The organism is Minwuia sp., assembly GCF_048263705.1.
Lineage (GTDB): Bacteria > Pseudomonadota > Alphaproteobacteria > Minwuiales > Minwuiaceae > Minwuia.
Genome location: NZ_JBLXDV010000006.1, coordinates 154,307 through 178,471 on the forward strand (window position 1 = coordinate 154,307; position 24,165 = coordinate 178,471).

General features: G+C 63.3%; 21 protein-coding genes and 1 other RNA gene. 11 read left to right on the forward strand and 11 right to left on the reverse strand.

From position 1 onward, the window contains the following. Positions 1-30: 30 nt before the first annotated feature. The 3 genes from ACN0X7_RS10765 to ACN0X7_RS10775 form a co-directional block, all read right to left on the reverse strand. A complete protein-coding gene (locus tag ACN0X7_RS10765) occupies positions 31-471 on the reverse strand; it encodes a hypothetical protein (RefSeq protein WP_417517007.1) in 441 nt (146 codons plus the stop codon). Next, complete coding sequence (locus ACN0X7_RS10770; RefSeq protein ID WP_417517009.1) at positions 468-1,133, reverse strand: hypothetical protein; 666 nt, start codon at positions 1,131-1,133, stop codon at positions 468-470. The genes ACN0X7_RS10765 and ACN0X7_RS10770 overlap by 4 nt, the downstream gene beginning before the upstream one ends. Before the next feature lie 79 nt (positions 1,134-1,212). Then, positions 1,213-1,647: an NUDIX hydrolase gene (locus ACN0X7_RS10775; protein WP_417517011.1), complete on the reverse strand. Its 435-nt coding sequence runs from the start codon at positions 1,645-1,647 to the stop codon at positions 1,213-1,215. A 107-nt stretch (positions 1,648-1,754) separates the two neighbouring features. On the opposite strand from ACN0X7_RS10775, the gene ACN0X7_RS10780 reads away from it, so the two are divergent. Beyond that, positions 1,755-2,981 carry a cytochrome P450 gene (locus ACN0X7_RS10780; protein ID WP_417517013.1) on the forward strand — a complete coding sequence of 409 codons (1,227 nt, stop codon included), beginning with the start codon at positions 1,755-1,757 and terminating at the stop codon, positions 2,979-2,981. On the opposite strand, the gene ACN0X7_RS10785 is transcribed toward ACN0X7_RS10780, so the two are convergent. Both ACN0X7_RS10785 and ACN0X7_RS10790 read right to left on the reverse strand, forming a co-directional pair. Beyond that, positions 2,970-3,644, reverse strand: a complete 675-nt coding sequence (locus tag ACN0X7_RS10785) for an aquaporin (protein WP_417517015.1) — start codon at positions 3,642-3,644, stop codon at positions 2,970-2,972. The two genes, ACN0X7_RS10780 and ACN0X7_RS10785, sit on opposite strands and share 12 nt — an antisense overlap. Then, a complete protein-coding gene (locus tag ACN0X7_RS10790) occupies positions 3,644-4,486 on the reverse strand; it encodes a metalloregulator ArsR/SmtB family transcription factor (RefSeq protein ID WP_417517017.1) in 843 nt (280 codons plus the stop codon). Before ACN0X7_RS10790 ends, ACN0X7_RS10785 begins: the two co-directional genes overlap by 1 nt. A gap of 118 nt (positions 4,487-4,604) precedes the next feature. On the opposite strand from ACN0X7_RS10790, the gene ACN0X7_RS10795 reads away from it, so the two are divergent. The 3 genes from ACN0X7_RS10795 (at position 4,605) to ACN0X7_RS10805 (ending at position 7,049) form a co-directional block, all read left to right on the forward strand. Then, entirely contained in the window at positions 4,605-5,522 is a 918-nt protein-coding gene (locus ACN0X7_RS10795; protein WP_417517019.1) for an AEC family transporter, read from the forward strand. Positions 5,523-5,609: 87 nt separating this feature from the next. Then, positions 5,610-6,365: a TerB family tellurite resistance protein gene (locus ACN0X7_RS10800; RefSeq protein ID WP_417517021.1), complete on the forward strand. Its 756-nt coding sequence runs from the start codon at positions 5,610-5,612 to the stop codon at positions 6,363-6,365. A 6-nt stretch (positions 6,366-6,371) separates the two neighbouring features. Then, entirely contained in the window at positions 6,372-7,049 is a 678-nt protein-coding gene (locus ACN0X7_RS10805) for an N-acetylmuramoyl-L-alanine amidase (RefSeq protein WP_417517023.1), read from the forward strand. A gap of 7 nt (positions 7,050-7,056) precedes the next feature. Here the strand turns inward: ACN0X7_RS10805 and ACN0X7_RS10810 are convergent, their stop codons facing one another. Then, entirely contained in the window at positions 7,057-7,248 is a 192-nt protein-coding gene (locus tag ACN0X7_RS10810; RefSeq protein WP_417517025.1) for a hypothetical protein, read from the reverse strand. A gap of 170 nt (positions 7,249-7,418) precedes the next feature. Here ACN0X7_RS10810 and ACN0X7_RS10815 point away from each other — a divergent pair, with 170 nt between their 5' ends. The 4 genes from ACN0X7_RS10815 to ACN0X7_RS10830 all read left to right on the forward strand — a co-directional run bounded on the left by ACN0X7_RS10815 (position 7,419) and on the right by ACN0X7_RS10830 (position 10,147). Then, entirely contained in the window at positions 7,419-8,333 is a 915-nt protein-coding gene (locus tag ACN0X7_RS10815; RefSeq protein WP_417517027.1) for a transcriptional regulator GcvA, read from the forward strand. Between the two features lie 34 nt (positions 8,334-8,367). Next, positions 8,368-8,761: RNase P RNA component class A (gene rnpB / locus ACN0X7_RS10820), an RNA gene on the forward strand. 49 nt (positions 8,762-8,810) lie between these two features. Continuing rightward, on the forward strand, positions 8,811-9,719 hold the full coding sequence (locus ACN0X7_RS10825; RefSeq protein ID WP_417517029.1) for an EamA family transporter: 909 nt from the start codon (positions 8,811-8,813) through the stop codon (positions 9,717-9,719). Positions 9,720-9,727: 8 nt separating this feature from the next. Further along, positions 9,728-10,147 carry a DUF1801 domain-containing protein gene (locus tag ACN0X7_RS10830; RefSeq protein WP_417517031.1) on the forward strand — a complete coding sequence of 140 codons (420 nt, stop codon included), beginning with the start codon at positions 9,728-9,730 and terminating at the stop codon, positions 10,145-10,147. Positions 10,148-10,222: 75 nt separating this feature from the next. On the opposite strand, the gene ACN0X7_RS10835 is transcribed toward ACN0X7_RS10830, so the two are convergent. Together ACN0X7_RS10835 and ACN0X7_RS10840 are read right to left on the reverse strand one after the other, a co-directional pair. Beyond that, positions 10,223-10,405: a hypothetical protein gene (locus ACN0X7_RS10835; RefSeq protein WP_417517033.1), complete on the reverse strand. Its 183-nt coding sequence runs from the start codon at positions 10,403-10,405 to the stop codon at positions 10,223-10,225. Between the two features lie 38 nt (positions 10,406-10,443). Beyond that, positions 10,444-15,972 (reverse strand): calcium-binding protein, encoded by a 5,529-nt coding sequence (locus ACN0X7_RS10840; protein WP_417517035.1) that lies wholly within the window; start codon positions 15,970-15,972, stop codon positions 10,444-10,446. A 395-nt stretch (positions 15,973-16,367) separates the two neighbouring features. On the opposite strand from ACN0X7_RS10840, the gene ACN0X7_RS10845 reads away from it, so the two are divergent. Both ACN0X7_RS10845 and ACN0X7_RS10850 read left to right on the forward strand, forming a co-directional pair. Next, positions 16,368-17,360, forward strand: a complete 993-nt coding sequence (locus ACN0X7_RS10845) for a phosphotransferase family protein (protein ID WP_417517037.1) — start codon at positions 16,368-16,370, stop codon at positions 17,358-17,360. Further along, on the forward strand, positions 17,353-17,793 hold the full coding sequence (locus ACN0X7_RS10850; RefSeq protein WP_417517039.1) for an MmcB family DNA repair protein: 441 nt from the start codon (positions 17,353-17,355) through the stop codon (positions 17,791-17,793). The genes ACN0X7_RS10845 and ACN0X7_RS10850 overlap by 8 nt, the downstream gene beginning before the upstream one ends. A 5-nt stretch (positions 17,794-17,798) precedes the next feature. Here ACN0X7_RS10850 and metH read toward each other — a convergent pair whose 3' ends face one another. The 3 genes from metH to ACN0X7_RS10865 are packed head-to-tail and all read right to left on the reverse strand — an operon-like array spanning position 17,799 to position 23,183. Further along, complete coding sequence (gene metH / locus ACN0X7_RS10855) at positions 17,799-21,281, reverse strand: methionine synthase (RefSeq protein ID WP_417517041.1); 3,483 nt, start codon at positions 21,279-21,281, stop codon at positions 17,799-17,801. Between the two features lie 19 nt (positions 21,282-21,300). Further along, positions 21,301-22,209: a methylenetetrahydrofolate reductase gene (locus tag ACN0X7_RS10860; RefSeq protein ID WP_417517043.1), complete on the reverse strand. Its 909-nt coding sequence runs from the start codon at positions 22,207-22,209 to the stop codon at positions 21,301-21,303. 2 nt (positions 22,210-22,211) lie between these two features. Then, positions 22,212-23,183, reverse strand: coding sequence for an ArsR/SmtB family transcription factor (locus tag ACN0X7_RS10865; RefSeq protein WP_417517045.1), 972 nt, complete (start codon positions 23,181-23,183; stop codon positions 22,212-22,214). 188 nt (positions 23,184-23,371) lie between these two features. Between ACN0X7_RS10865 and ACN0X7_RS10870 the strand changes: the two genes are divergently transcribed. After that, positions 23,372-24,121 (forward strand): VacJ family lipoprotein, encoded by a 750-nt coding sequence (locus ACN0X7_RS10870; protein ID WP_417517047.1) that lies wholly within the window; start codon positions 23,372-23,374, stop codon positions 24,119-24,121. The last annotated feature ends 44 nt before the right edge of the window (positions 24,122-24,165 follow it).

Here is a 24,165-nt window from a genome sequence, read left to right on the forward strand (position 1 = left end):
CCCGGCATGGGGCGGGGGCGCGGCAGCCCGCTACGCGGCGGGTGCGGCGAGGGGTTTCAGGCGCTGGGGCAGAAACTGGAGGTATTTGGGTTCGAAGAAACCGATGACATTGCCGGCATTGTAGGTCTTCCGTGCCGGATCGCCGGTCGCCCCGGGCCCCAGCGGGTGAATGACAGCATCGATATCGAAATAGCGAACCCTGTCCGAATAGCCATCCACCAGCCCCTCCGCGGTCACCGTCCGGAACTGGAACCTGCTCTCGCCCGATCTTCGGGTGATGATGGCCGCGGCAAGCAGCAAGACCTCCTGCGCTTCTGTCTGTGCCAGTTGATCGGTCGAGAACGAAAGGGTCAGGAAACCCGGCCCTTCCTCGCCAATGCTCTTCACCTTGATGGAAGGTGTGCCCGGGGGTGTCACACAGGCCATCAGGAAAATCCCGCACGAAACGGCGATCCCGACAGCGCGCCTCACGATTCGATCCCCTTCAGGGAAGACCGTGAGGGGTCGAGATGGATCAGCGGCACGTCGGAACCGGTCTGTTCCTTCATGACCTCGGCGGCCGCCTTGTCGTCGCGGCTGATCCGGTCGATCTGCGGCGCCTTGCCGTCGTAGTCTATGATGAAATTTCCGGCGTAATAGACTCCGCCGGGGGCGAGCAGCAGTTTGGGCACGTCTGCCATCTCAAGCGCAGCGGGCAGCGTGTTGTGGAAGATCAGATGACCCGGCGGATAGAAATAGTCGGTGGTCGCCGTATCCCCCCTGATCAGGTCGCTGTCGGACACGGTGATCGAACGCAGCACATAGACACCCGCCGGAACTTCATAGGCATTGTACTGGATCTGCTGATCCCGCGCCGGGCAGGAGGCGCGGGCCAGCGCCAGCGGATTGCAGTATTCGCGACGCACAACCAGCGATGGTGTCGTCCGGTCTACCTCGACACGGCGGATGTCGATCGGTGCCCACAGCATCTCGATGACCGGCACGTTCGAGAACAGGCTGCTGACGCCCGAAGGGTGAGCCGTTCCGACCCCGATGATCAACACGGCGGAGGCGTCCGGATCGGTGGACTGGGCGTTTGCCGACGCCATCTGACCGAACAGGATGATCGTCAGAATGGAAAGAAGCAGGCGCATCAGGAAACACTCGCCTTTCTCGACAGTTCCCGGTCGATTCTAGGCCACGGCTGACGCAGGGGCAACGCATTCACACGAATCAGCGGTCACGTTTGCGCGCCCGCCGTTGCCGCGCGAGATCGATGACGCGGCGGGTCTCGGGCCAGAGCTCCAGCGCATCGATCTCCGACGCGGTCATCCAGCACGCCGCAGCGGCATCGTCGCCTGCCACCGGGTCGCCGGAAACCCATTCGCCCCAGAAGTCGATCAACGTGTAGTGGTAGGCGATGCCCGTGTCGGTCAGCGGCCCGATGCCATCGACCACATCCAGCAGTTCCTCGATCCGGCAGGCGATCGCGGTTTCCTCGCGCACTTCACGGGCGGCCCCCTCCGCCGTGGTCTCGCCCCACTCCTGATGCCCGCCGGGCAGAGACCATTGTCCCTCGCGCGGCGGCTTGCCGCGCTTGATCATCAGCACGTCGTCGCCCTTGAAGATGACCGAACCAATCCCGACCACCGGCCGCTTTCGCGCCATCTCTCTTCCCCCCTCAAAAGCCGACAGTGCCACCATCGGTCAGGCTCGCCAAGCGGCGGTTGCTGGGCTAAGAGTCGGAGGTCGGTATCGGGGAGGAGACCAGACAGATGACAACAGCTTTCAATCCGAACGCGCCTGAGACGATCGTGAACCCCTATCCGGGGCTGGCGGAACTGCGCGAGCGCGAGCCGATGCACTGGAACCCGGTCAGCCGGGCCTGGTTCATCACGCGCTACGACGATATCCGTGCCGCATTCCGCGACAAGCGGCTGTCCGCAGACCGCATCATGCCCTTCGTCGAGGCTCAGAAGCATGGCAAGGACGGTGACGAGATCGCCTATCTGGGCGAACACATCAGCCTCTGGGCGGTCTTCAACGATCCGCCGCGGCATACGCATCTGCGCGGCCTCATGAACAAGGCCTTCACCACCCGACGCGTCGAACAGCTGCGCGCGGATGTCGCCGGTATTGTCGAGGACCTGGTCAGGGACTGGGAGGACGGCCAGGAGATCGATTTCCACAAGGCCTTCGCCTATCCGCTGCCCGCGACCGTGATCGCGCTGCTGCTGGGTGTTCCACAGCAGGACGTCGAGCATCTGAAGCGCTGGTCGGATGCGCTGGCGCAGTTCGTGCTGACGTCGAAGACCAACGAGGACAAATATCGCGTGGCCGCCGGCGCGCTGAGGGAAATGAACGACTACTTCGGCGACTTTCTGGCGGCGCGGCGCAGGAACCCGGGCGAGCTTGTGACCGACGGGCTGATCAGCGCCTCCGATGAAGGTGACAGGCTGACGGCGGAGGAACTGACCGCGAGCTGTATCCTGCTGCTGTTTGCCGGCCACGAGACGACGACCCAGTTGCTCGCCAACGGCCTGAATTCCCTGATCGCACACCCCGACCAGATGGAGGACTTCCGCGCCAACCGCGACGACCGGAAATTCGTCGACAACGCCGTCGAGGAACTGCTGCGGTTCGACGGCCCGTCGCTCACCAGTCCGCGCATTGCGGCCGATGACTTCGAACTTCACGGGCAGACGGCCAGGGCCGGACAGCGGTTGTGGCTGTGGAACTGCGCGGCGAACCGGGACCCGAGTGTCTTCGAGAACCCCGACAGGCTTGATCTGCGCCGCAGCAATGCCGACCGGCACGTGACCTTCGGGTTCGGCGTGCACTTCTGCATCGGTGCGCCGCTGGCGCGGCTGGAAGCGCAGGTCGCCTTCCCGATCCTGCTGAAACATTTCAGCGGCTTCGAGCGGCTGAACGAAACCCAGGCCTGGTCGGATTCCTATGTGTCGCGCGGCATGACGACCATGCCGATCCGCCTACACCGCTGAGCGTTCCGCCGGAAACAGGAACCGCGCCACCAGCCAGGCCAGCACGGCCCCGATGAACTGGGCCGCGATGAAGCCCGGCGCGTCCCAGGGATTGATGCCCGCGAACGTGCCGGTGAAGGATCGCGCAACGGTCACCGCCGGATTGGCGAAGCTGGTCGATGCGGTGAACCAGTAGCCGGCGGTGATATAGAGGCCGACCGCATAGGGCACGGCCTCGATCCGGTGTTTCACGCAGCCCAGGATGGTGAGCAGCAGGCCGAACGTCGCCACGCCTTCCGAGAACCACTGCGCAGGTCCGGTGCGGGGCCGGGTGAATTCGCTGGTCAGGGCGACGTCGAACATGCCGTGGGCCACCAGCACCCCGATCACGCCGCCGGCCACCTGGACCAGCAGGTAGAGAGCGGCATCCGGCAGCCGGAGTTCACGCCGGATCAGGAAGATCAATGTCACCGCCGGATTGAAATGCGCGCCGGAAACCGGGCCGAAGATCAGGATCAGCACGACCAGTATCGCGCCTGTGGCGATGGTGTTGCCCAGCAGCGCGATGGCCAGATTGCCGCTGGCCAGCGTCTCGCCCATGATGCCGGAACCGACCACGGTCGCCAGCAGCAGCGCCGTTCCCAGTCCCTCGGCCAGCAGCCGCCTGCCCCGGGATCCGTCCATCAGGTTGCCGCCCTGGCTTTGCCGACATCGTCCAGACGCTTCTGCAGGACGAGCCTGTCCAGCGATTCCAGCGGCAGATTGGCGAAGATCGAGATCCGGTTCAGCATCATGCGATAGGTATCCGCGAACGCCTGCCGTTTCACCGCTTCGGTGCCTGTCACCGCAGCCGGATCGGGCACGCCCCAGTGGGCGCTTATCGGCTGGCCCGGCCAGACGGGACAGACCTCGTTGGCCGCGTTGTCACAGACGGTAAAGACGAAATCCATCTCGGGTGCACCTTCGACGGCGAATTCGTCCCAGTTCTTCGAGCGGAAGGTGGCAACATCGTGGTTCAGGTTGCGCAGCAGGTCGAGCGCATAGGGGTGAACCGTGCCAGCCGGATTGCTGCCGGCCGAGAACGAGCGGAACCGGCCCTGCCCTTCGCGCGCCATGACCGCCTCGGCGATGATGCTGCGCGCCGAATTGCCGGTACACAGAAACAGAACGTTGTAGGGGCGCTCGGTCATCGGGCCTTCCTCCTTCAGATCAGATGTATTGTCGAATCCGGGCCCGCAGAGTTCCGGCCTGCCGCCGCAGCAGTCTTCAGCCAGAAATCCCAGCAGACCGCGAACCTGTGGCGGCTGGACGACGTAATGCACGTTGCGGCCATTCTGGTAAGCCGACACCAGACCCGCCGCCTGCAGGTGCGCCAGATGAAAGGACATGCCGGAAGGCGCGATACCCATGCGTTCCGACAGGCCGCCCGCCGTCAGCCCGTCGGGCACCGCCTGAAGCAGCGTCCGGAAGATCATCAGGCGATGGCGATGTCCCAGCGCCTTGAAGGCGTCGATGGCGGCGTTCATTTCCATATTTCAATATTTATTGAAATATATCTCGGACGTAAACCCGTATTGACCGTGTTTCATCGAAAGCGCGATGGTGCCCGCATGCAGACCGGGTTGATTCGCAGGAACCGAAACGATGGATGACTGGATCGCCATCGGAGAGGCGGTGCTGCCGATCTTCGCCCTGATCGCCCTGGGCGGTGTCCTGAAGTACCTGCCCCTGCTCGACGCCAAGGGCTGGGCCGCGATGGACCGGGTGGTGTACTGGGTGTTATTCCCCGCCCTGCTGTTCGCATCGGTCGCCCGCGCGGATCTGGCCGGCGTCAGTCTGGGTTTCATGGCGGGCGGCATGATCGCGACCGTCCTTGTGATGACGTTCCTGCTGTTTCTGATCGCGCGCGCGATGAAGACCGCCCGTCCCGCCCGTTCGTCGCTGGTGATGGGTGGCATTCGCTTCAACACATTCCTCGGCGTCGCGATTGCCGAGCAGGCCCTCGGGGAGACCGGCATCACGCTGGCCGCGATCTGCATCGCCATCATGGTGCCGACCGTGAACGTGATCAGCGTCTGGACCCTGCAGCGCGGCACGCCGGGCGGCGGCCTGCTGCGCACGGTGGGTGCCCTGCTGCAGAATCCGCTGATCCTGGCCTGCGTCTTCGGTGCCGTCGTCAACCTGTCCGGCGTCGAGCCGGAACCCGTGCTGATGACCGGCGTCGACCTGCTGGGTCAGGCTGCCCTGCCCCTGGGGCTGATCGCCGTCGGTGCCGGTCTGGCGTTCGAGACGTTGCGCAGGCATCGCGACCTGCTGCTGGTCGGGATCACGGCGAAGATGCTGGTCCAGCCCACCCTGGGGTTCGCACTGCTCTATCTGACCGGACTGGATGACGCGGCCCTGGTGGTCGCCGTGCTCTGGCTCGCGTTGCCTGCGGCACCATCATCGTACGTCATGGCCCGCACTCTGGGCGGGGATGCGCCGCTGATGGCTGCGCTGCTGACCAGCCAGGTCATCGTATCGGTGATCACACTACCGCTGCTGCTCGGACTGCTGAGCTGAAAACTTTGTCGAGCGTGACGACCCGCCGCTATCGCTCAGTCTGGAATTTGTCTATTTTGCAAATTCTTCGAGCGGGCACGGTTTTAGATGAGCATCTGGGGCAAATTGATTGGCGGCGGCATCGGGTTCGCCTTCGGGGGACCGATCGGTGCCCTGATCGGCGGACTGGCCGGACATGCGGTCGATCGCGTTCGCGAAAGCGATGACGAACTCGGCGATCCCGCGCTTGAAGACGGCCGGCCCGCGGGCACCAAACAGATTGCCTTCACCATCGGCGTCATCGTGCTGGGCGCCAAGATGGCCAAGGCCGACGGGGTCGTCACATCCGACGAGATTGCCGCATTCCGTGAAGTCTTCCAGGTTCCCGAAGACGAACTGAAGAATGTCGCGCGGGTCTTCAATCAGGCCAAGCGCGATGCCACGGGCTTCGAGCCCTACGCGCGGCAGATCGCGGACATGTTCAAGGACGATCCGGAAGTTCTGGAAGACCTGATGGCCGGGCTGATGCACATCGCCCGCGCAGACAATGTCATTCATCCGAACGAGGTCAGCTTCCTGAAATCGGTGGCCGATATCTTCGGCATCAGCGACCAGGACTACCGGCGGCTCCATGCCACCTACCTCGGACCGGACAAGGACGATCCCTACGCGGTGCTGGGCATCGAGGCCTCGGCGACGGATGCCGAGGTGAAATCCGCCTACCGGGAACTGATCAAGAAGAACCACCCCGATCGTGCCATGGCGCAGGGCATGCCCGAGGAGTTCATCGCGGTCGCCAACGAGAAACTGGCCAAGATCAATGCGGCCTATGACCAGATTTCGCGATCCCGCGGCATCAACTGACGTCCGGTGAACATCAGACAGCAGCCCTCACCGAACTTCGATGACCGGCGCGGGTTCGGCGTCAGCATGATCGTGCTGCATTACACCGGCATGCATTCGGCCGGGGCCGCGTTGCAGCGCATGTGCGATCCCGCCGCCAAGGTGTCCGCGCATTATCTGATCGATGAGGCGGGAACCGTCACGCAGATGATCGATGAAGCCGACCGCGCGTGGCATGCTGGGGTCGCCTGCTGGCACGGCGAGACCGACATCAATTCGATGTCGGTCGGGATCGAACTGCAGAACCCCGGACACGAGCATGGCTATCGCCCCTTCCCGGATGCCCAGATCAGGGCGCTCTCCGCGCTGATGACCGGGATCCGGTCACGTCACGACGTACCGGACCATCGCATCGTCGGTCATTCGGACGTCGCCCCGTCACGCAAGCAGGATCCGGGAGAATTGTTTCCCTGGCAACGGCTGTCGGCGGAGGGACATGGTACCTGGCCGCTTCCCGGCGGCCCGGTGCAGCGGATCGACGATGCCCGCACCGCTCTCGCCCGGATCGGCTACGCAACAGACGCCAACGACCTGCCCCAGGTGATCACGGCGTTCCAGCGCCGCTTCCTGCCGACCCATCTGACCGGAAAAGCAGACGCCGACACGATTTCTCGCATCGGCGAAGTGCTCACGGTTCTGGGATGAAGTCAGATCAGGCAAACAGACCCCGGATCGAGTTTCTGATCGCCCGGAGACCGTTCAGGGTCACCCTGGCGCGTTCGGACTTGCCGCGGCGGATGTAGTAATCCATGTTGGCCATTGCCGCGTCGACCTGCGCCTGATCCTCAATGACCGTCTGGTTCAGGGCATTGATTTCGTTGATCTCGATTGAGCGATAATCCATTTATCTTCTCCTTCTGTGGACCCGCCCCCAGAGCGCCGGCAGCGGTGTCCGTGTGTTTCTGGAAATGAATATGGTCGGGGCGCTGCGATTTGACAAAGGACGAATTTTCATCAGATTGATGAATTGAATTCATTGATTGAGCAATTTTTGCACCTGCGAAAGGATCGAAGATGCCGCGACGTTTGCCGCCCCTGAACGCCCTGCGCGCCTTTGAAGCCGCGGCGCGCCACCTCAGTTTCGCGCGCGCGGCGGAGGAACTGTTCCTCACGCCTTCGGCGATCAGCCATCAGATCAAGTCACTGGAAGAGCAGCTTGGGGTGAAGCTGTTTCAACGCAGCGGCCGGAAGGTGACCCTGACGGACGCGGGCGGTCGTTACTATCCGGCCCTGCGTCAGGCCTTCGACCGGATGAACGAGGCAACCGAGGATCTGCGGCAGGCAGATCAGCTCGGCAGCCTGACGATCAACGTGCTGCCGACCTTCGCGATCCGCTGGCTGCTGCCGCAGATCAGCGACTTTCAGGCCCGCCATCCCGATATCGAGGTGCGCATTACCACGCATGTCGAGATGATCGACTTCAACCGGACCCAGGCCGACGCCGCAGTGCGCTTCGGCTCCGGATCGTGGCCGGGCCTGACGGCGCGCCTGCTGATGACCGAGGAGATCGTACCCGTCTGCAGCCCGGCCCTGCTGAAGAAGGGACCGCCACTCAACACGCCCGCCGACCTGAGACATTATCAGTTGCTGCACGATATCAACCGACCCGACACATGGCGGCGCTGGCTGCTGGCTGTGGATGAAACCGGCATCGACCCCGAACGCGGCCTGAAGCTGGAAACCACCAATCTGGCCATTCAGGGCGCGATCCAGGGTCTGGGGATCATTCCGGTCAACCCCTACATGGTGCGGACCGAGCTGGAGAACGGCACGCTGATCGAACCCTTCACGTTCCACCTGCCGGTCGAGAACGGCTATTACCTGGTCTACCCGACCGGCCGTGAGGACTGGCCGCGCCTGAAGGCGTTCGAGGCATGGCTGACCGAGATGGCACAGCGCATCGCCGGCGAGATGGAATCGCATGTTTGACCTGGACCCTGTTGGCATCTAATCAGCGTACCGGTCAGGTGGCTGGATGGCCGCTGCCGGTGTCAGAGCCGGTGGAGGAAAGTCCGGGCTCCACGGAAACACGGTGCCGGGTAACGCCCGGCGGGGGCAACCCCAGGGAAAGTGCCACAGAGAGCAGACCGCCGGTCCTCGGAACGGCAAGGGTGAAAGGGTGCGGTAAGAGCGCACCGCGCCGCTGGCGACAGTGGCGGCATGGTAAACCCCACCGGGAGCAAGATCGAATAGGGACGGCATCTTCGTTCGTCGGAGAAGGGGCGTTTCCGCCTCGCTGTCCGGGTTGATTGCACGAGGCGCCGGGCAACCGGCGTCCCAGATGAATGGTCATCCATCGCGCGCGACCTTATGGTCGCCTGCGAAGACAGAACCCGGCTTACAGGCCACCTGACATATTCTCGGCTGATCACGCGACGGTCGACTGCATTCCGTTGAGAGCCATCCATGATCAGCCTCTGGATACCTGTGACCATCGCTGCGGCCTTCCTGCAGAACCTGCGCTCGGCCATGCAGAAGGCCATCAAGGGACGCCTGTCGACAACCGGCGCAGCCTACTCACGCTTCCTGTACGCCATGCCGCTGGCCGTTCTCTACGCCTGGGGCCTTTCGGCCGTTGGTGGATACCCCCTGCCCGAACCGAATGCCCTCTTCCTTCTGTACTGCGCCCTGGGCGGGCTGTCGCAGATCCTGTTCACGGTCGTCCTTCTATGGATGTTTTCGTTCCGCAGCTTTGCCGTCGGGACCACCTTCTCGAAACTGGAGGTCATCCTCGTCGCGATCCTGGGCGCGGTCCTGCTGGGTGACACGGTTGGCCCCGTTGCGGTCGTGGCCATTGTGCTCGGCGCGGCAGGCACTGTCATCCTGTCGCTGACCGAGACGAAGCTGACGTTCGGCGGCCTGAGACGCGGACTGACCGAGAAGGCCACAGCCATCGGTGTGCTCTGCGCCATGCTGCTGGGCGCTTCATCGGTGTTCTATCGCGGTGCCATACTGGCGCTGGATTCAGCGGACTTCCTGATGGCCGCATCCTATGCCCTGGCTGTCGCCCTGATCATGCAGACCGTCATGATGGGGGCATGGTTCCTGCTGCGCGACCGTGACGAGTTGCGCCGCGTCGTGAAGGAGTGGCGGCGGGCCGCGCCCGTCGGCGTGGTCGGCATGGCCTGCTCGGTCTGCTGGTTCACGGCCTTCACCCTTCAGAACGCGGCCTATGTGAGGGCGCTCGGCCAGATCGAACTGGTCTTCACCTTCATCGCAGGCGTGTTCTACTTCCGGGAGAAAATCGTTGCATCCGAACTGGCGGGCGTCATCCTGATCGTCAGCGCCGTCGTTCTGCTGGCCGTGAACGGATAAGAAGACCGATGAAACCTGTTCGATATGCATTTGACAGTGCCGAGGTGGAAAGCCGGTTCGCCGCGTTCCCCGAGAGTGCGCGCGCGGGGCTACTGAAACTGCGCGCGCTGATCTTCGAGACGGCTGCGGCCACGCCAGGTGTCGGTGCAGTTCAGGAAACACTGAAATGGGGACAGCCGGCCTATCTGACGCCGGAGACGAAATCCGGATCGACCATTCGCCTTGGGCTGCCGAAACAGGGCGGTTTCGCGATCTTCACCCATTGCCAGACCACGCTCATCCCGGACTTCCGCAGCCTGTTTCCCGATGATTTTACCTATGAAGGCAATCGCGCGATCCACTTCAGGGACGGCGAAGATCCTGAGGCGGAGAAGGTCGGACTGCTTATCCACAGCGCCCTGACCTATCACCTGAAAAAACGCGCCTGATCCGTTCACGCCCCACACAGACGAAAAGGGCCCCCGACGAAGCGGAGGCCCTGATCGCATGTTTCTGTCAGCCGGCTATTTCGGCCGCTGCCCGCCACATTCGGGACGATTGGGTGGGCACTGCGACGGGAACGCGGCTTTCGCCGTGTCCAGCCGGGTGATCGTGGGGACGGCGTAGATTGCAGCCGCCCCAAGACCGAGCCGTGTCAGTGCCGCACGGCGCGAGAGGCCGGGCTTCTGTTCAGCTTGTTCGGTCATGAAAACCTCCATTTCTCACCACTGTATGTAGTGAACCATCAAATCGTAAACAAGAGATTGTCCTGGTCATCGATCACACCGAGACCCGAAACATCCTGCGCGAAACCAAGGCCCTGGCTGACGGAAGCCCCCAGGCTGTCGAGAAGGTTCAGTTCCGTCACCGCACTGCTGTCGAAGGTGATGGAACCGCTGCCGTCCAGGAAGGATACCTGCACCAGACCATCGCCCAGATCCGCAAAACCCAGTTCGGAGATCGCATCGACACCCAGGATGTCGAGAACATTGCCCGCGCCCGAGTCGATGATGACATCATCATTGGCTTCCAGATTGGTCCGGCGTGCGAACTGGTAGAAATCCTTCTGGTTGGCCCCGCCCAGCATGGTGTCGGAGCCATTGCCGCCGAACAGCGTGTCGAAGCCGACATTGCCGCGCAGGTCGTCGTTGCCGTCGCCGCCCCGCAGGATGTCGTTACCTTCGTCACCGATGACCAGATCATCGCCTTCGCCGCCATCGAGTTCGTCGGCACCGGCCTGACCGCGCAGTTTGTCATTGCCTGCACCGCCCAGAATGGTGTCGTCACCGCCGGCACCGAACAGATCGTCGATCCCGTCGCCGCCATCGACAAAGTCGGCACCGCCGTCGGCGTTGATGAAGTCATCGCCTTCACCACCGAACAGCCGGTCGGCATCCAGACCGCCGCGCAACTGGTCGTTGCCCGCGCCGCCTTCGATGGTGTCCGCGCCGTCGTTGCCGCGCAGCACATCGTTGCCGAGGCCGCCGAAGACCGCGTCATCGCCGTCCTCACCGTCGGCGAAATCGTCGCCGTCGCCGCCGTTCAGCACATCGTTGCCGACATTGCCGCGCAGATTGTCTGCACCGTCGCCGCCGTTCAGCGTGTCGTCACCACCGGCGCCGCGCAGGCTGTCATCGCCTTCGTCGCCATTGACGACGTCGTCGCCCGCGTCCGAGACGAGAAAGTCATTGCCAAGGCCACCGAACAGGGCATCGCCCAGATCGCCGCCACGCAGCACATCCGCGCCGTCGCCGCCGAACAGTTCATCGATGCCGCCGTCACCGCGCAGGGTGTCTTCGCCCGCTTCGCCGAGGATACGGTCATCGTCGGACCCGCCTTCGACAAAATCATTGCCAAGACCGCCGAGAATGGTGTCGAGGCCCGAGTTGCCGCGGATGGTGTCGTTGCCTTCACCACCGTCGAGGCTGTCGTTACCCGCGTTGCCTTCCAGGCGGTCGTTGCCCGCGTCGCCCGAGACACTGTCGTCGCCGTCACCGCCACCGACAAAGTCGTTGCCGTTGCCGCCTTCGACCGTGTCATTGCCGGCATCGCCCTTGACCACATCGTTGTCTTCGCCGCCGAACAGGGCGTCGGAACCTTCACCGCCGCGCAGGGTATCAACGCCCGATCCGCCGATCAGCGTGTCATCGCCCGCGTCACCGGACAGGAAGTCGTTGCCGTCATCGCCGGCTACGATGTCATTGCCATCGCCGCCCTTCAGCGTGTCACGACCGTCACCGCCGAACAGGGTGTCGTCACCGTCCTCACCCAGCAGCGAGTCGTTGCCGTTGCCGCCGAACATGAAGTCGTTGCCCTGGTTGCCGCGCAGGCTGTCGTCACCGTCCTCGCCTTCGACAAGGTCATTGCCCTCGCCGCCTTCCATCGAGTCGTTGCCGACGCCGCCATAGGCCGTGTCGTCACCCGCCCCGCCGTTGACGGTGTCGTTGCCTTCGCCGCCGAACAGCAGATCCTCGCCGTCGTTGCCCGCGACGCGGTCATTGCCCTGATCGCCGTGGACGGTGTCATTGCCCGCGTTGCCTTCAACGAAGTCGTCGCCCCAGCCGCCAAACACCGTGTCGTCATCATCGAACGCGCAGACCGTATCATTGTCCGCGCCGCCGAACAGCAGGTCGTAGCCGTCGCCGCCGAAGACCGTGTCGCTTCCGACGCCGCCGAACTGGGTGTCGTCGCCCGCACCGCCGCCCAGGAAATCATCGTTGGTCAGCCCGTCACCGATGAACACCGGCAGCCCGGCGAAAATCACCGCGCCGTTGTAGACGTTGCCGCCGTTCGGACGATCGCCGCCCTCGTTGTTGATTTCCTTCTTGATGTCCTGAACCGCAAAGTTCGCGGCACCGCTCTGGTATCCCAGGAACCGGGCCGGATCGAAGGTCAGTTCCCCTTCCGAGGCATCGGTCACGGCACCGCCGAACTCGATCGATTCGACGAACAGGTTGCGGTCTTCATCATATGCCGGACCGAAGGAATTCTCCGGGGTAACGCCGTCCCATGCATCATTCAGGAAATCGATGCGCACCTCGCCTGCGCGCTGTGCGTCGGTGAGCCCGGATACATCGAAGCTGTAGGCCGTCAGCGACTGCGTAACGGTGGCTGTGCCGACAACCACGCCGCCGACCGAGACCTGCATCTCGGGGAAGACACCGTCCAGCGGCGAACCGTGCGCATTGACGATCAGCGTGTCTGCGCCGCCATAGCCCGCGGCCGTGCCGTCGCCGAACAGCAGATCGTTGCCGTCGAGTCCGCGGACGTCGTCGTTTCCGCCGCCGCCGACCAGCGTGTTGTCAGCCTCGTTACCGGTGATTTCATCATCGAAGTCCGACCCGAACACGGCCTGGAAACCATCCAGCGACATTTCGTTGCCGTCCGCATCCACACCACGGTCGTTCTGAAGCGCCGCGACGATCCCGCCGCCAGCGCTCTGGAAGCTGATGGTGTTGGTGCCGCCGCCGCCGTTCAGCGTATCGGCCCCGCCGAACCCGTCTATCGTGTCGTCGCCGTCGCCGCCGTTGATGACATTCGCATTCGCGTCGCCCAGCAGGACATCCGCGTGAGCAGAACCCAGCAGGTTCTCGATATTCGAGAGCGCATCGATCCCACCATCACCGTCCTTTTCGGCGATGCCGTCATTCAGGCTGACCAGTACCGTGCCCTGGGCGTCGGAATAGTCGGCTGTATCGTTGCCCGCGCCACCGTCCAGCACATCCGCGCCGCGACCGCCGCTCAGAATGTCGTCGCCGTCGCCGCCCTGGACCGTGTCGCAACCGTCCTCACCATGCAGTTCGTCGTCGCCCTGTTCGCCGTCGATCTGGTCATCGCCGCCGCCGCCATTGATGGTGTCGTCGAAAGTCTTCGGTGCCAGCGTGGTGATGTCGATCTGCCAGTTGACGTCGTCGAAATCATGGTCGCCGCCGTTTTCCAGATCTTCCCAGTTGGAATTCCCCTTGAAGGCATTGTCGGTCTCGTGATCGACACCGTCGCCATTCAGGTCCTGGCCCGAGAAGAAGACCGGACCGTGGGGCGACTGCGCCAGGATCGGGTTGCCGTCCGCCAGTGCCTGCAGTTCGCCATTGCCGTCGTCGGCAAAGGTCACGACGGCGCCGTCGACCAGATCCGGGTTCAGGCTGCCGCCGTTCGGTACCAGGAAGAAGCCGAGTTGAGCCGCGCCCGCGAGGGCGGCGCTGTCCAGCGAAAAGGAAATGACATCGACGCCTTCACCGGCATCCGACGTCTTCACGTTGGCCTTGACGATTTCACCCGAGATCGGGTTGCCGTTGGCATCGGCCAGGTAGAAGCCGAAGCTGCTGTTGAAGTTCGCTTCGCCGCCGAGGAAATCCATCGTGACGTTGATGCTGTCGAGCCCCACAACGTCATAGGTGCCGTTCGCACCCTGAACCACGGCCGTCTCGACGACACCCGGCTGCACGCCGCCGTCGCCTGAAATCGTGTCGTTGCCCGCGCCACCTTCCAGCAGGTCATTGCCGAAGCCGCCGTCAACCAGGTCATTGCCCAGACCGCCGAAGACCTCATCGTCCCCGCCGCCGGCTGCGATGTCGTCATCGCCTTCGCCGCCGATGATCGTGTCGTTGTGGCCCGGCTCGCAGTTCTCGTCGGCGACCGGCTGGCCCTTGATCTTGTAGAGATAATAATCGCTGGAATCCGGGGATCCGTCCGGCGTGCCGTTCGTGTAGGGCAGCGCCGAAAATTCGATCGCGGAGAAGGCACCGATGCCTTCGATGGTGAAGATGCCGACACCGGGCACGTTGCCCAGATCATGGTCGGTGGTCACAATATCGGAATTGAATGTGCCGGAGCCGACCTCGTTGCCGTTCGCATCAAGTGCGCGCCACTGGCCGACCTCGCCGCCCGCTTCATTCGGGATCAGCCGGGTGACCGTGATCTCGGCGCTTTCGATGGGCGCATCAAATTCGGCCAACAGCTTCTCGGACGATCCGGATTCATTGTGGTTGATCTGACCGGACACGGGCGAACTGCCGCTGACGCCAATGCCATCAGCATCTTCCGAAACCGTCGCGGGCGAGCCGTCCAGCGCCGTCGCCGTCAGGGTCACACCGTTGTCGTTGAAGTTCTGCACGGTCGCTTCGGCACAGAATTCTTCGGCCGGCACGTGACGCGCATTGTCGTCACCGTCAATCGTGTCGTTGCCCGCACCGCCGTCGATCAGATCGTCGCCCGCGCCGCCTGCGATCACGTCGTCGCCGGGGATATCATCAACCACGACGGTGGCCGGACCCACCAGCGAAACGCTGTCAATGAAGATGGCATGTTCGTCGTAGGTGTGAATCCTGAATTCCAGCCGGTCGGAGCCGTCTCCCTGGCCCCCTTCGACGGTGAAGTTGTATTCTTCGTAAGTGTTGTGAAGCTGCTCGATGACCGCGACCTCTTCGCCGCCGAAATAGACCTTCACGATATCACCCGGATCGCATTCGCGGTTCAGCAGGTGGAAGGTCAGTTCGTAGTCTTCGCCGTCCAGCAAGCCGTCGACGTCCTGGCGGATGTTCGCGTTGTTGAAGAACGGATCGGTGCCGCCGCCGTCGATCTCCAGCTTGAAGTTGCCGTCATGCGCTGCGCCAGAGTTCGAGATTCCGGTCTTGTCGCCATGGATCTCGATATTGTCTCCGTCGGTCTCCCAGCCGGGAATAACCTCGTAGAAGCCGACCTCGGAGCGATCGTGAACGTCGTCCTGGTTGGAGTTGAACGTCGAGACCATGGTCGGATCGCCGGAACCGTCGGCTACCTGCTCGAACGAGCCATTCACGATGAAGTCGCGGATTTCGATCTCGCCACCGCCGGTGACGCCGTCACCCTGAATGACGTCATTCCCGGCTCCACCGAAAATCGTATCGTTGTCGCCCCCACCGATGACCGTGTCATCGCCGGGACCGCCGAACAGTTCGTCTTGACCAGGTCCACCCTGCAGCATGTCTTCGCCCTCTAGTCCCTTGATGGTGTCGTTCCCGAGTCCCCCGAAGATCTCGTCGTCACCCTGACCACCGGTCAGATATTCATCGAAGCCAATCGAGCCGCCACTCCCCCCGGAGGTGCCCGTTGTGCCATTTGTACCCTTCGATCCGTCAGAGCTCTTCGAGCCCTCGGATCCGTCTGAACCCTTCGACCCCTTCGAGCCGTCTGAACCCTTGGACGCCTTGGATGCCTTGCTGCCACTGGAGGCGGACGAGCCCCGCGAACCCGTCTCATCCGTGTCGTATTTTTCGTTCTTCTTTTCGTCAGCCATCAGTCACGCCTGTATTTTTCCAGTATCCGGCGGGGCCGGGATCAGGTCTCTAACAGCAAGGGATATGCCAGATGCAGCAGGGCCTGAAACGACCCCTGGTCAGGCATTCTGTCTCAGGCTGGGACGGCGGTTCCGGGTACGGACTCAATTCCCGGTAGAAATCGAACGCCACCAGCCCAACAGACGCACCTCTAAATTATTGAAAACAATGATGTTATTCAAAGTTCTCGGCCGACCTCATTTCGTGACACCCTTGCACAGCCGAAACGGACGCTTTCCAAATTGCAACACAGGCCCGGCACGGGGAAACCGCGAGGAATGTCTCATTTCGTGGCAAACCGGACACCGGCAAATGAGGGATTGCGCTGGACGGTAGCGAGAACGTAAATGAAACAATGAACAGCAGGGTGGATGAGGCGACCGCGCTGGCGGCGGAAATATTCGGAAAGCCGGTGGATCGCATCGATCGCCTGGTCCAGTCGTCCGTGCGCGCCGTGCGGCTGCATATCGGCGCGGACAGCATGATCGCCACCCGCCGTCCTTCTGTCGACCGCGCCCGACTGGAAGCGCACGTTCTGAAGGCCCTTCACGGCGCGGGCGGTGCCGTGCCCGCGCTGATCGGGCAACGCGATCGCTGGGTCATTCAACAGGACCTCGAAGGCAAGCGCATGACGATCGCGCTATGGGCAGAGAACCCGATCAATCGGGAGAAGCTGGTCAACAGCGGTTTGCGATCGCTGCGGACGCTTCACGAAGCCGGACGCCGAAGCGGCCTGTCCGAAAAGATACCCGGCCTGGGACTGACGTTCGAATGGCGCCGCCGTCTCTGCGCACTGCCCGAGCGCATGTCCGAGCGAACCGGCATCGCAGCGCCCGCTCTCGATATCGACGCGACGGCGGAGCGGCTGATGCCAAGGACGCTCGACCTGCTGAAGTGGGACGCCCGACCGGCGAATGCCATGGTCGGTCCGGACGGAAAGGTCAGTTGGTTCGACTGGGAACACTGTGGCGTGCGCGATCCGCTCGACGATGCCGGCTGGTTTCTGGGCGACGAGTACATGCCCGACCTGAACGGTCTGGATCCGGATGCCGTCGCCATCCTTCAGCCCGATGCGAATGGCATGAGCCGTCAGGAAGCCGCGCAGTACCAGCTCCGCTTCGGCGTGCTGCACATGACCGTCCGGCTGGCGCTGATCCTGAACAAGTACGACGAATACGAAGGCTGGCGGGACTGGGATTTCGTGCTCAACAACGACAAGGTCGGCAGCACGGCAGAAGCCTTCCGGCGGACGGCGGGCCGGGCAGCGCGATGGTCCGACGACTGCGACGACCTTCGCCCGCTGGCCCGCTGGTTCAGGGAACTGTCCGACTGGTGCCCGAATGAGTGATACGACCGCAGACCGGCTCTACGGCGTCGAGATCGCCCGCGGCGTGGTGCGTCTGCTGGCGGAACACGACCGTCCATCGATCACCGAAGTCCGGCTGAAGAACGGACGGCGCGCCGACGTCATGGCACTGGCGAAAGACGGCGAGATCTGGATCATCGAGGTGAAATCTTCCATCGCGGACTTCCGGTCGGACAGCAAATGGGGCGATTACCTCGACTTCTGCGATCGCTATTTCTTCGCCGTACCGCTCGACTTTCCGAAAGAGCTGATTCCCGAGGAATGCGGCCTGATCGTCGCCGACGGGTTCGGGGGCGAATTCGTGCGACATGCGCCGCTGTCCAAACTCAGCGCCGCGCGGCGCAAGGCGGTGACCCTCCGTTTCGCACGGATGGCCGCGTCCCGACTGCTGCCCGCGCCGTCGCAGAGCCTATGAAAGCCTTACACCGAGAAGTATTTCGCCTGTGGATGAAGCACCACGATCGCCGAGGTCGACTGTTCGGGGTGCAACTGCCCCTCCTCAGCCATTTCGACGCCGATCCGTCCGGCATCCAGCAGGTTCAGGATCTGCGCCTGATCTTCCAGATTCGGACAGGCCGGGTAGCCGAACGAATAGCGTGAACCACGGTAGCCCTGCTTCAGCAGCTTGACCGGATCCGGGTCGTCTTCCGCCGCGAATCCGAGTTCGCCGCGAATGCGGGTGTGGACGTATTCCGCCATTGCCTCCGCCATCTCGACCGACAGGCCGTGCAGATAGAGGTAGTCCTGGTAGCGGTCCGCCGCGAACCATTCCCGCGCCACATCCGATGCGTTCGAGCCCATCGTCACAAGCTGCAGACCGATGACATCCCGCCTGCCGGTATCCGCTTCCGGGTAGAAGTCGGCGATGCACAGCCCGCCTTCCCGGCGTTGACGGGGCAATGAGAACCGGGCGGCCTCGCTCCCGCTCTCGGGGTCGTAGAGCACCAGATCATCCCGCTCGCTCGCCGCCGGCCAGTATCCGTAGACCGCGCGCGGCTGCAGAATATCCTCGTCTTCCACCTTTTCCAGCATGCGATGCAGGATCGGGCGCACCTCCCTGGCGGCCCATTCCAGATAATCCCCGCGGTCGCGCCCGGCCTTGCGGAAGCCCCACTGGAACTGGAACAGCATGGTCTCGTTCAGGAACGGCAACAGCGTCTTCGGCGACACGTTCTGCAGTGTCCGCGCACCCCAGAACGGGGGCTCCGGGGGCGTAAGGCCCTCATGCAGTTCGCTGCGGCGCAGGCTGATCTCGTCGAAATCGATCGGCCGCTCGGGTGCCTCCGACGGTCGCCCGACGGCCTTGCGCGACGAAGGCCGCTTCGACCGCGTTTCAGCCGCTTCGGCGACATGATCGGCAAACCTGTTCTCGCGCACCAGATTCATCAGGTTGAGGCCATCGAAGGCGTCCCGCGCATAGGCGACACCCTGTCCGGCGTAGGCCGCGACGCAGTCCTCCTCGACATATTTCCGGGTCAGCGCGGCACCGCCCAGGATGACCGGCATGTTCAGACCGCGCCGGGCCATCTCTTCCAGGTTCTCGCGCATGATGACGGTCGATTTCACCAGCAGGCCGGACATGCCGACCGCATCGGCCTTCTCCGCCTCGGCCGCGTCCAGGATGGCGTCCAGCGGCTGTTTGATACCCAGGTTGACCACGCGATAGCCGTTGTTGGTGAGAATGATATCGACCAGATTCTTGCCGATGTCGTGCACGTCGCCCTTCACGGTGGCGAGCACGATCGTGCCTTTCTGCTGGCCGTCGACCTTCTCCATATGCGGCTCCAGATGCGCCACGGCGCGCTTCATCACCTCGGCGGAGCGCAGCACGAAGGGCAACTGCATCTTGCCCGCTCCGAACAGTTCGCCGACGACCTTCATACCGTCCAGCAGGTGCTTGTTGATGATGTCCAGCGGCGGCATCTTCTGCATCGCCTCGTCAAGATCATCGGTCAGCCCCTCGCCATCGCCATCGACAATGCGCAGCTTCAGGCGCTCCTCGACCTCGGCGGGGCGCTCGCGCACCACCTTCTTGACCTTGCGGTCCTGGAACAGCTCCATGAAGGCTTCCAGCGGGTCGTGCCCGTCGCGGCGGCGGTCATAGATCAGGTCCTCGGCGGCCTTGACCTCGGCTTCCGGGATCAGGTGCAGCGGCATGATCTTGGACGTGTGCACGATGGCCGCCGTCATGCCGCGCTTCTGCGCGTGGTCCATGAAGACCGAGTTCAGGACATGGCGCGCCGCAGCGTTCAGACCGAACGAGATGTTCGAAAGCCCCAGCAGGATCTGGCACTCGGGCAGTTCGCGCGCGATGGCCTCGATGGCGTCCAGCGTCCAGACGCCCAGCTTGCGGTCATCCTCGTTGCCCGTGCAGATGGTGAAGGTCAGCGGATCGATCATCAGGTCAGAAGCGGGCAGCCCGTGCCGGTTGACGGCGAAGTCGTACAGGCGGTGCGCAATCCGCAGCTTCTCGTCCGCCGTCTTGGCCATGCCGTCTTCATCGATCGTCAGCGCAATGATCGAACAACCGAAGCGCCGTGCCAGTTCCAGCCGCGCTGCCGCCGGCTCCTCGCCGTCCTCGAAGTTGAACGAATTGATGACCGGCTTGCCGCCATACAGCTTCAGCGCGCTTTCCAGCACGTTGAGTTCCGTGGAATCGACCACCAGCGGGGCTGACACCGCGCCCCGCATCCGGGTCAGAACCTCGGACATGTCACGGGTCTCGTCGCGTCCGACATAGGCCGTGCACAGGTCGATGGCGTGGCTGCCCTCGCTTTCCTGTTCCCGGCCCATGGCGACACAGGCTTCATAGTTCTCGGCGGCCTGCAATTCCCTGAACTTCTTCGATCCGTTGGCGTTGCATCGCTCACCCACGGACAGAACAGCATTTTCCTGGCGCATCGAAGTCTGCTGGAACAGAGACGCCAGGGATGGCGTCCACTCGGTCTGGCGCGACAGGGGCGCGGGCCGCCGTCCCGGACCGACCTCCTTCAGCATGGCGTCCAGCGCGGAAATGTGCTCCGGCGTCGTACCGCAGCATCCGCCGATCATGTTGACACCGTTCTCGGTCACGAAGCGCTTCAGCCAGAGCGCCAGATCGTCGGGCCGCAGTGGATAATGCGTCTGACCATCGACCAATTCCGGCAAGCCCGCGTTCGGCTGGATCGAAATCGGCCGGCTGACATTGCCCGTCAGCCACTTGACGTGTTCCGCCATTTCCTTCGGTCCGGTGGCGCAGTTCAGCCCCATCGCGTCGACTTCCAGGGCGTCCAGCACCGTCGCCGCCGCCGCAATGTCAGCCCCGACAAGCATCGTGCCCGTGGTCTCTACCGTCACCTGCACGAAGATCGGCACATCCTTCCCCGATGCCTTGCGGGCCGCCTTCGCGCCATTCACGGCGGCCTTCACCTGCAACGGATCCTGACATGTCTCGATCAGAAGGCCGTCCACGCCGCCCGCGATCAGTGCTGCGGCCTGCAGTTCCAGCGCCGCCTCCATGTCGTCATAGGTGGCGTGCCCCAGGCTGGGCAGCTTGGTGCCGGGACCGATGGACCCGAGCACGTAGCGCTGCCATTCCGGCGTGGAGAGTTCGTCGGCGACCTCGCGCGCCAGTTCGGCGGCACGGCGGTTGATTTCCTCGGCCCTGTCCTGCAGGTCGAACTCGGCCAGCGTGATCGGCGATCCCCCGAACGAATTGGTCTGGACGATATCCGACCCGGCCTCGAAATAGCCGCGGTGAATTTCACGTACGACGTCGGGCCGCGTGAGGTTCAGCACTTCGGTGCAGTTCTCGCAACCCGCGTAATCGGTCTCGATATCCAGGTCCATCACCTGCACGCGGCTGCCCATGGCACCGTCGCACAGAAGCACTTCGCGCTTCAGCGCGTCCATCAGTCCGGTCATTGAAATACTCTGTCTGTGATCAGTTTGCGGCGAACGCGGCGCGGGTCGCTGCGGACTTGTCGGTGTCGGCGGAGTTCATCAGCCGCGCGCAGACGGCTTCCGTCAGATCGGCCTTGTTCAGCGTGTAGAAGTGGAATTCACGCACGCCGTGGCGCAACAGGCGCTCGCACATGCGATGCGCCAGGTCGATGGCGACCTGCTTGCGGTCCGCCGCCGATGTGCACGCATCGAAGGCTGCAACGACATGGCCGGGCACGGCCGCACCGCAGCGTTCGGCAAATCCGACGACCTGCTCGATGTTCCGGATCGGCAGGATGCCCGGCACGATGGGCTGCCAGACACCGCGCGCCGCCGCCCTGTCGCGGAACCTCAGAAAGGCTTCCGGATCGAAAAAGAACTGGGTGATGCCGCGATCGGCACCGGCTGCGAACTTGGCCTTCAGATTGTCGATATCCGCATCGACTGTCGCGGACTCGGGGTGCTTCTCGGGGTAGGCCGCCACCGAGATGTCGAAATCGTGCAGCCGCCGCAGACCCGCGACCAGATCGGCGGCGTTCTGATATCCGTCAGGATGGGCTTCATACCGGCTCGCATTCCCCTGCGGATCGCCGCGCAGGGCCACGATCCGGCGGATCCCCGACCGCCAGAACCCATCGGCCACGGCATCGACGTCCGAACGCGATGCCCCCACAGCGGTCAGATGACCGGCGGGTTCGGAACCGGCGGCGTGCGCCACGGCAAGGGCGGTGTCCTGAGTGCCGGTCTGATTGGTGCCGCCCGCACCGTAGGTGACCGAACAGAAACTGAGTCCGAGGGGCTTCATGTCCGCCGCGGCCGCGACGGTCGAGACCCGCCCTTTCTCCGACTTGGGCGGAAAGAATTCGGCGGAAAGTTCCAGCGTGCTGTCGCCGGAGGGCACGATACTCATTCTCATGTCTGCTTTTCCTGTTTCGAAAAAGGTTTGCCTGCGGACCAGACTCCGACGGGCAAGGGGCGCCCGGTCAGCTTGATGCATGTCGCCGGGACCAGCCCTGCCGCGCTCATCCAGTCGTTGATCTCGGCGTCACTGAAACCCAGCCTGCGATGCGCCTGCTCTGTCTTCAGATGTTCAAACCCGTGCGGCAGCAGGTCGGCGACGATCATCCGCCCGCCCGGCCTCAGTACGCGGGCAGCCTCGCGAATCACCTGATCCGGATCGTCCAGAAAATGCAGGACCTGATGCGCCGTGATCAGGTCGAAGGACTCGCGGCTGAAAGGCAGATTGTGGATGTCGGCCTGCCGGACATGGACGTGACGGAAGTCGGGCCGGTCGATGGCCTGGCGGGCGACGGCAAGCATCTCGCCGTTCACATCGACGCCGATCGCCCGGCTGGCTTTCGCACCCAGTATGGCCAGCATCCGGCCGGTCCCCGTGCCCAGATCCAGATAGTCTCCGACGGGGGCCGATCCCAGAATGCCATGCAGAACGGTCTCGACCTGTCGTTCGGAGACCTGGAGGCGGCTGATCTCGGACCACTCCCCCGCATGCAGGGAGAAGAAGTCCTGGACCCTGGCATTTCGCTTCAACCGGATCTGGTCGAGCCGGTCGAGATAGGAGATCGTCGGTTCGGACCGGGTGTCAATCAGATCGTCGATCAGATTGCCGAGCCGGCCCATGCCCGTCGCCAGCGAATGGCGGTACATGACCCAGTTGCCCTCGGAATAACGTTCCAGAAGGCCCGCATCGCAAAGCAGTTTCAGATGGCGTGATATTCTGGGCTGGCTCTGCCCCAGTATCCAGGTGAGCTCCGAAACCGACAGGTCGCAGCGCCGACAGAGCAGAAGCAGATGCAGGCGCGTGGGCTCGCCCGCCGCCTTGAGCATCTCCACGAGATCCTCGGCGTGAAATTCAGCGTCCGTCATGTCGATTGCCGCACTCATTTGAAGACCAATATAACAATATCTTTATATAGTCAAATGTACCAAGTTCGCGACAACGCCCTTGTGTGATGTTGGTGATATTTCCGGAAGCGTGCTAACGCTTTAGGCTGATTCGATCAGCGTTCGGTGGACGGGCAATCATGAACACAGGTTCAATATACAACAGGGCCATGCAACTTCTGAGTGCCGCCGCGCTCATGACGATGGCCGCGTGTGCCAGCCTGCCCTCGGATCCGGACGCCCGGGCCGAGCGGGTTGAGGTCAATGATCCGCTGGAGCCTTTCAACCGGACGATGTTCGGCTTCAACAATGCGCTGGACGCGGCAGTTCTCAAACCGGTCGCGCAGGCCTATGACGCGATACTGCCCACCCCGGCCAAGGGTGCCGTGCGCAACGCGCTGAACAACATGGGCGAGCCGATCACCTTCATGAATGCCGTGCTGCAGGGTGAGTTCGTGCGCGCCCGCGAAACCCTGACCCGGTTTGTCTTCAACTCAACCTTCGGGCTGGGCGGCCTTGTGGATTTCATGGGCGACCTCGGCATGAAGCGCCACGATGAGGATTTCGGTCAGACCCTCGCGGTATGGGGTGTGCCCGACGGCCCCTATCTGGTGCTGCCGTTTCTCGGACCCAGCCAGGTGCGGGATCTGACAGGCTTTGCCGTCGACAGTTTCGCGGATCCGGTGAACCGGACCTTCCGCGGCCACGACATCGACTGGGCCCCCTACGCCCGTACGGGCACCGACATTGTTTCGCGGCGCGCGCAGCTGCTCGGCAAGCTGGAGGAACTGGAACGGAACTCGATCGATTTCTATGCCACGATCCGCAGCGGATACCGCCAGCGGCGGCAGGCGGAGATCACAAACGGTGCCGCGCAGGCCCCTGCAGACTTGTATAGCGAGAGCTTGCCAACCAACTGATACAATGGCACATCCTGCGGGCCATTAATTCGGAGCACTCACGA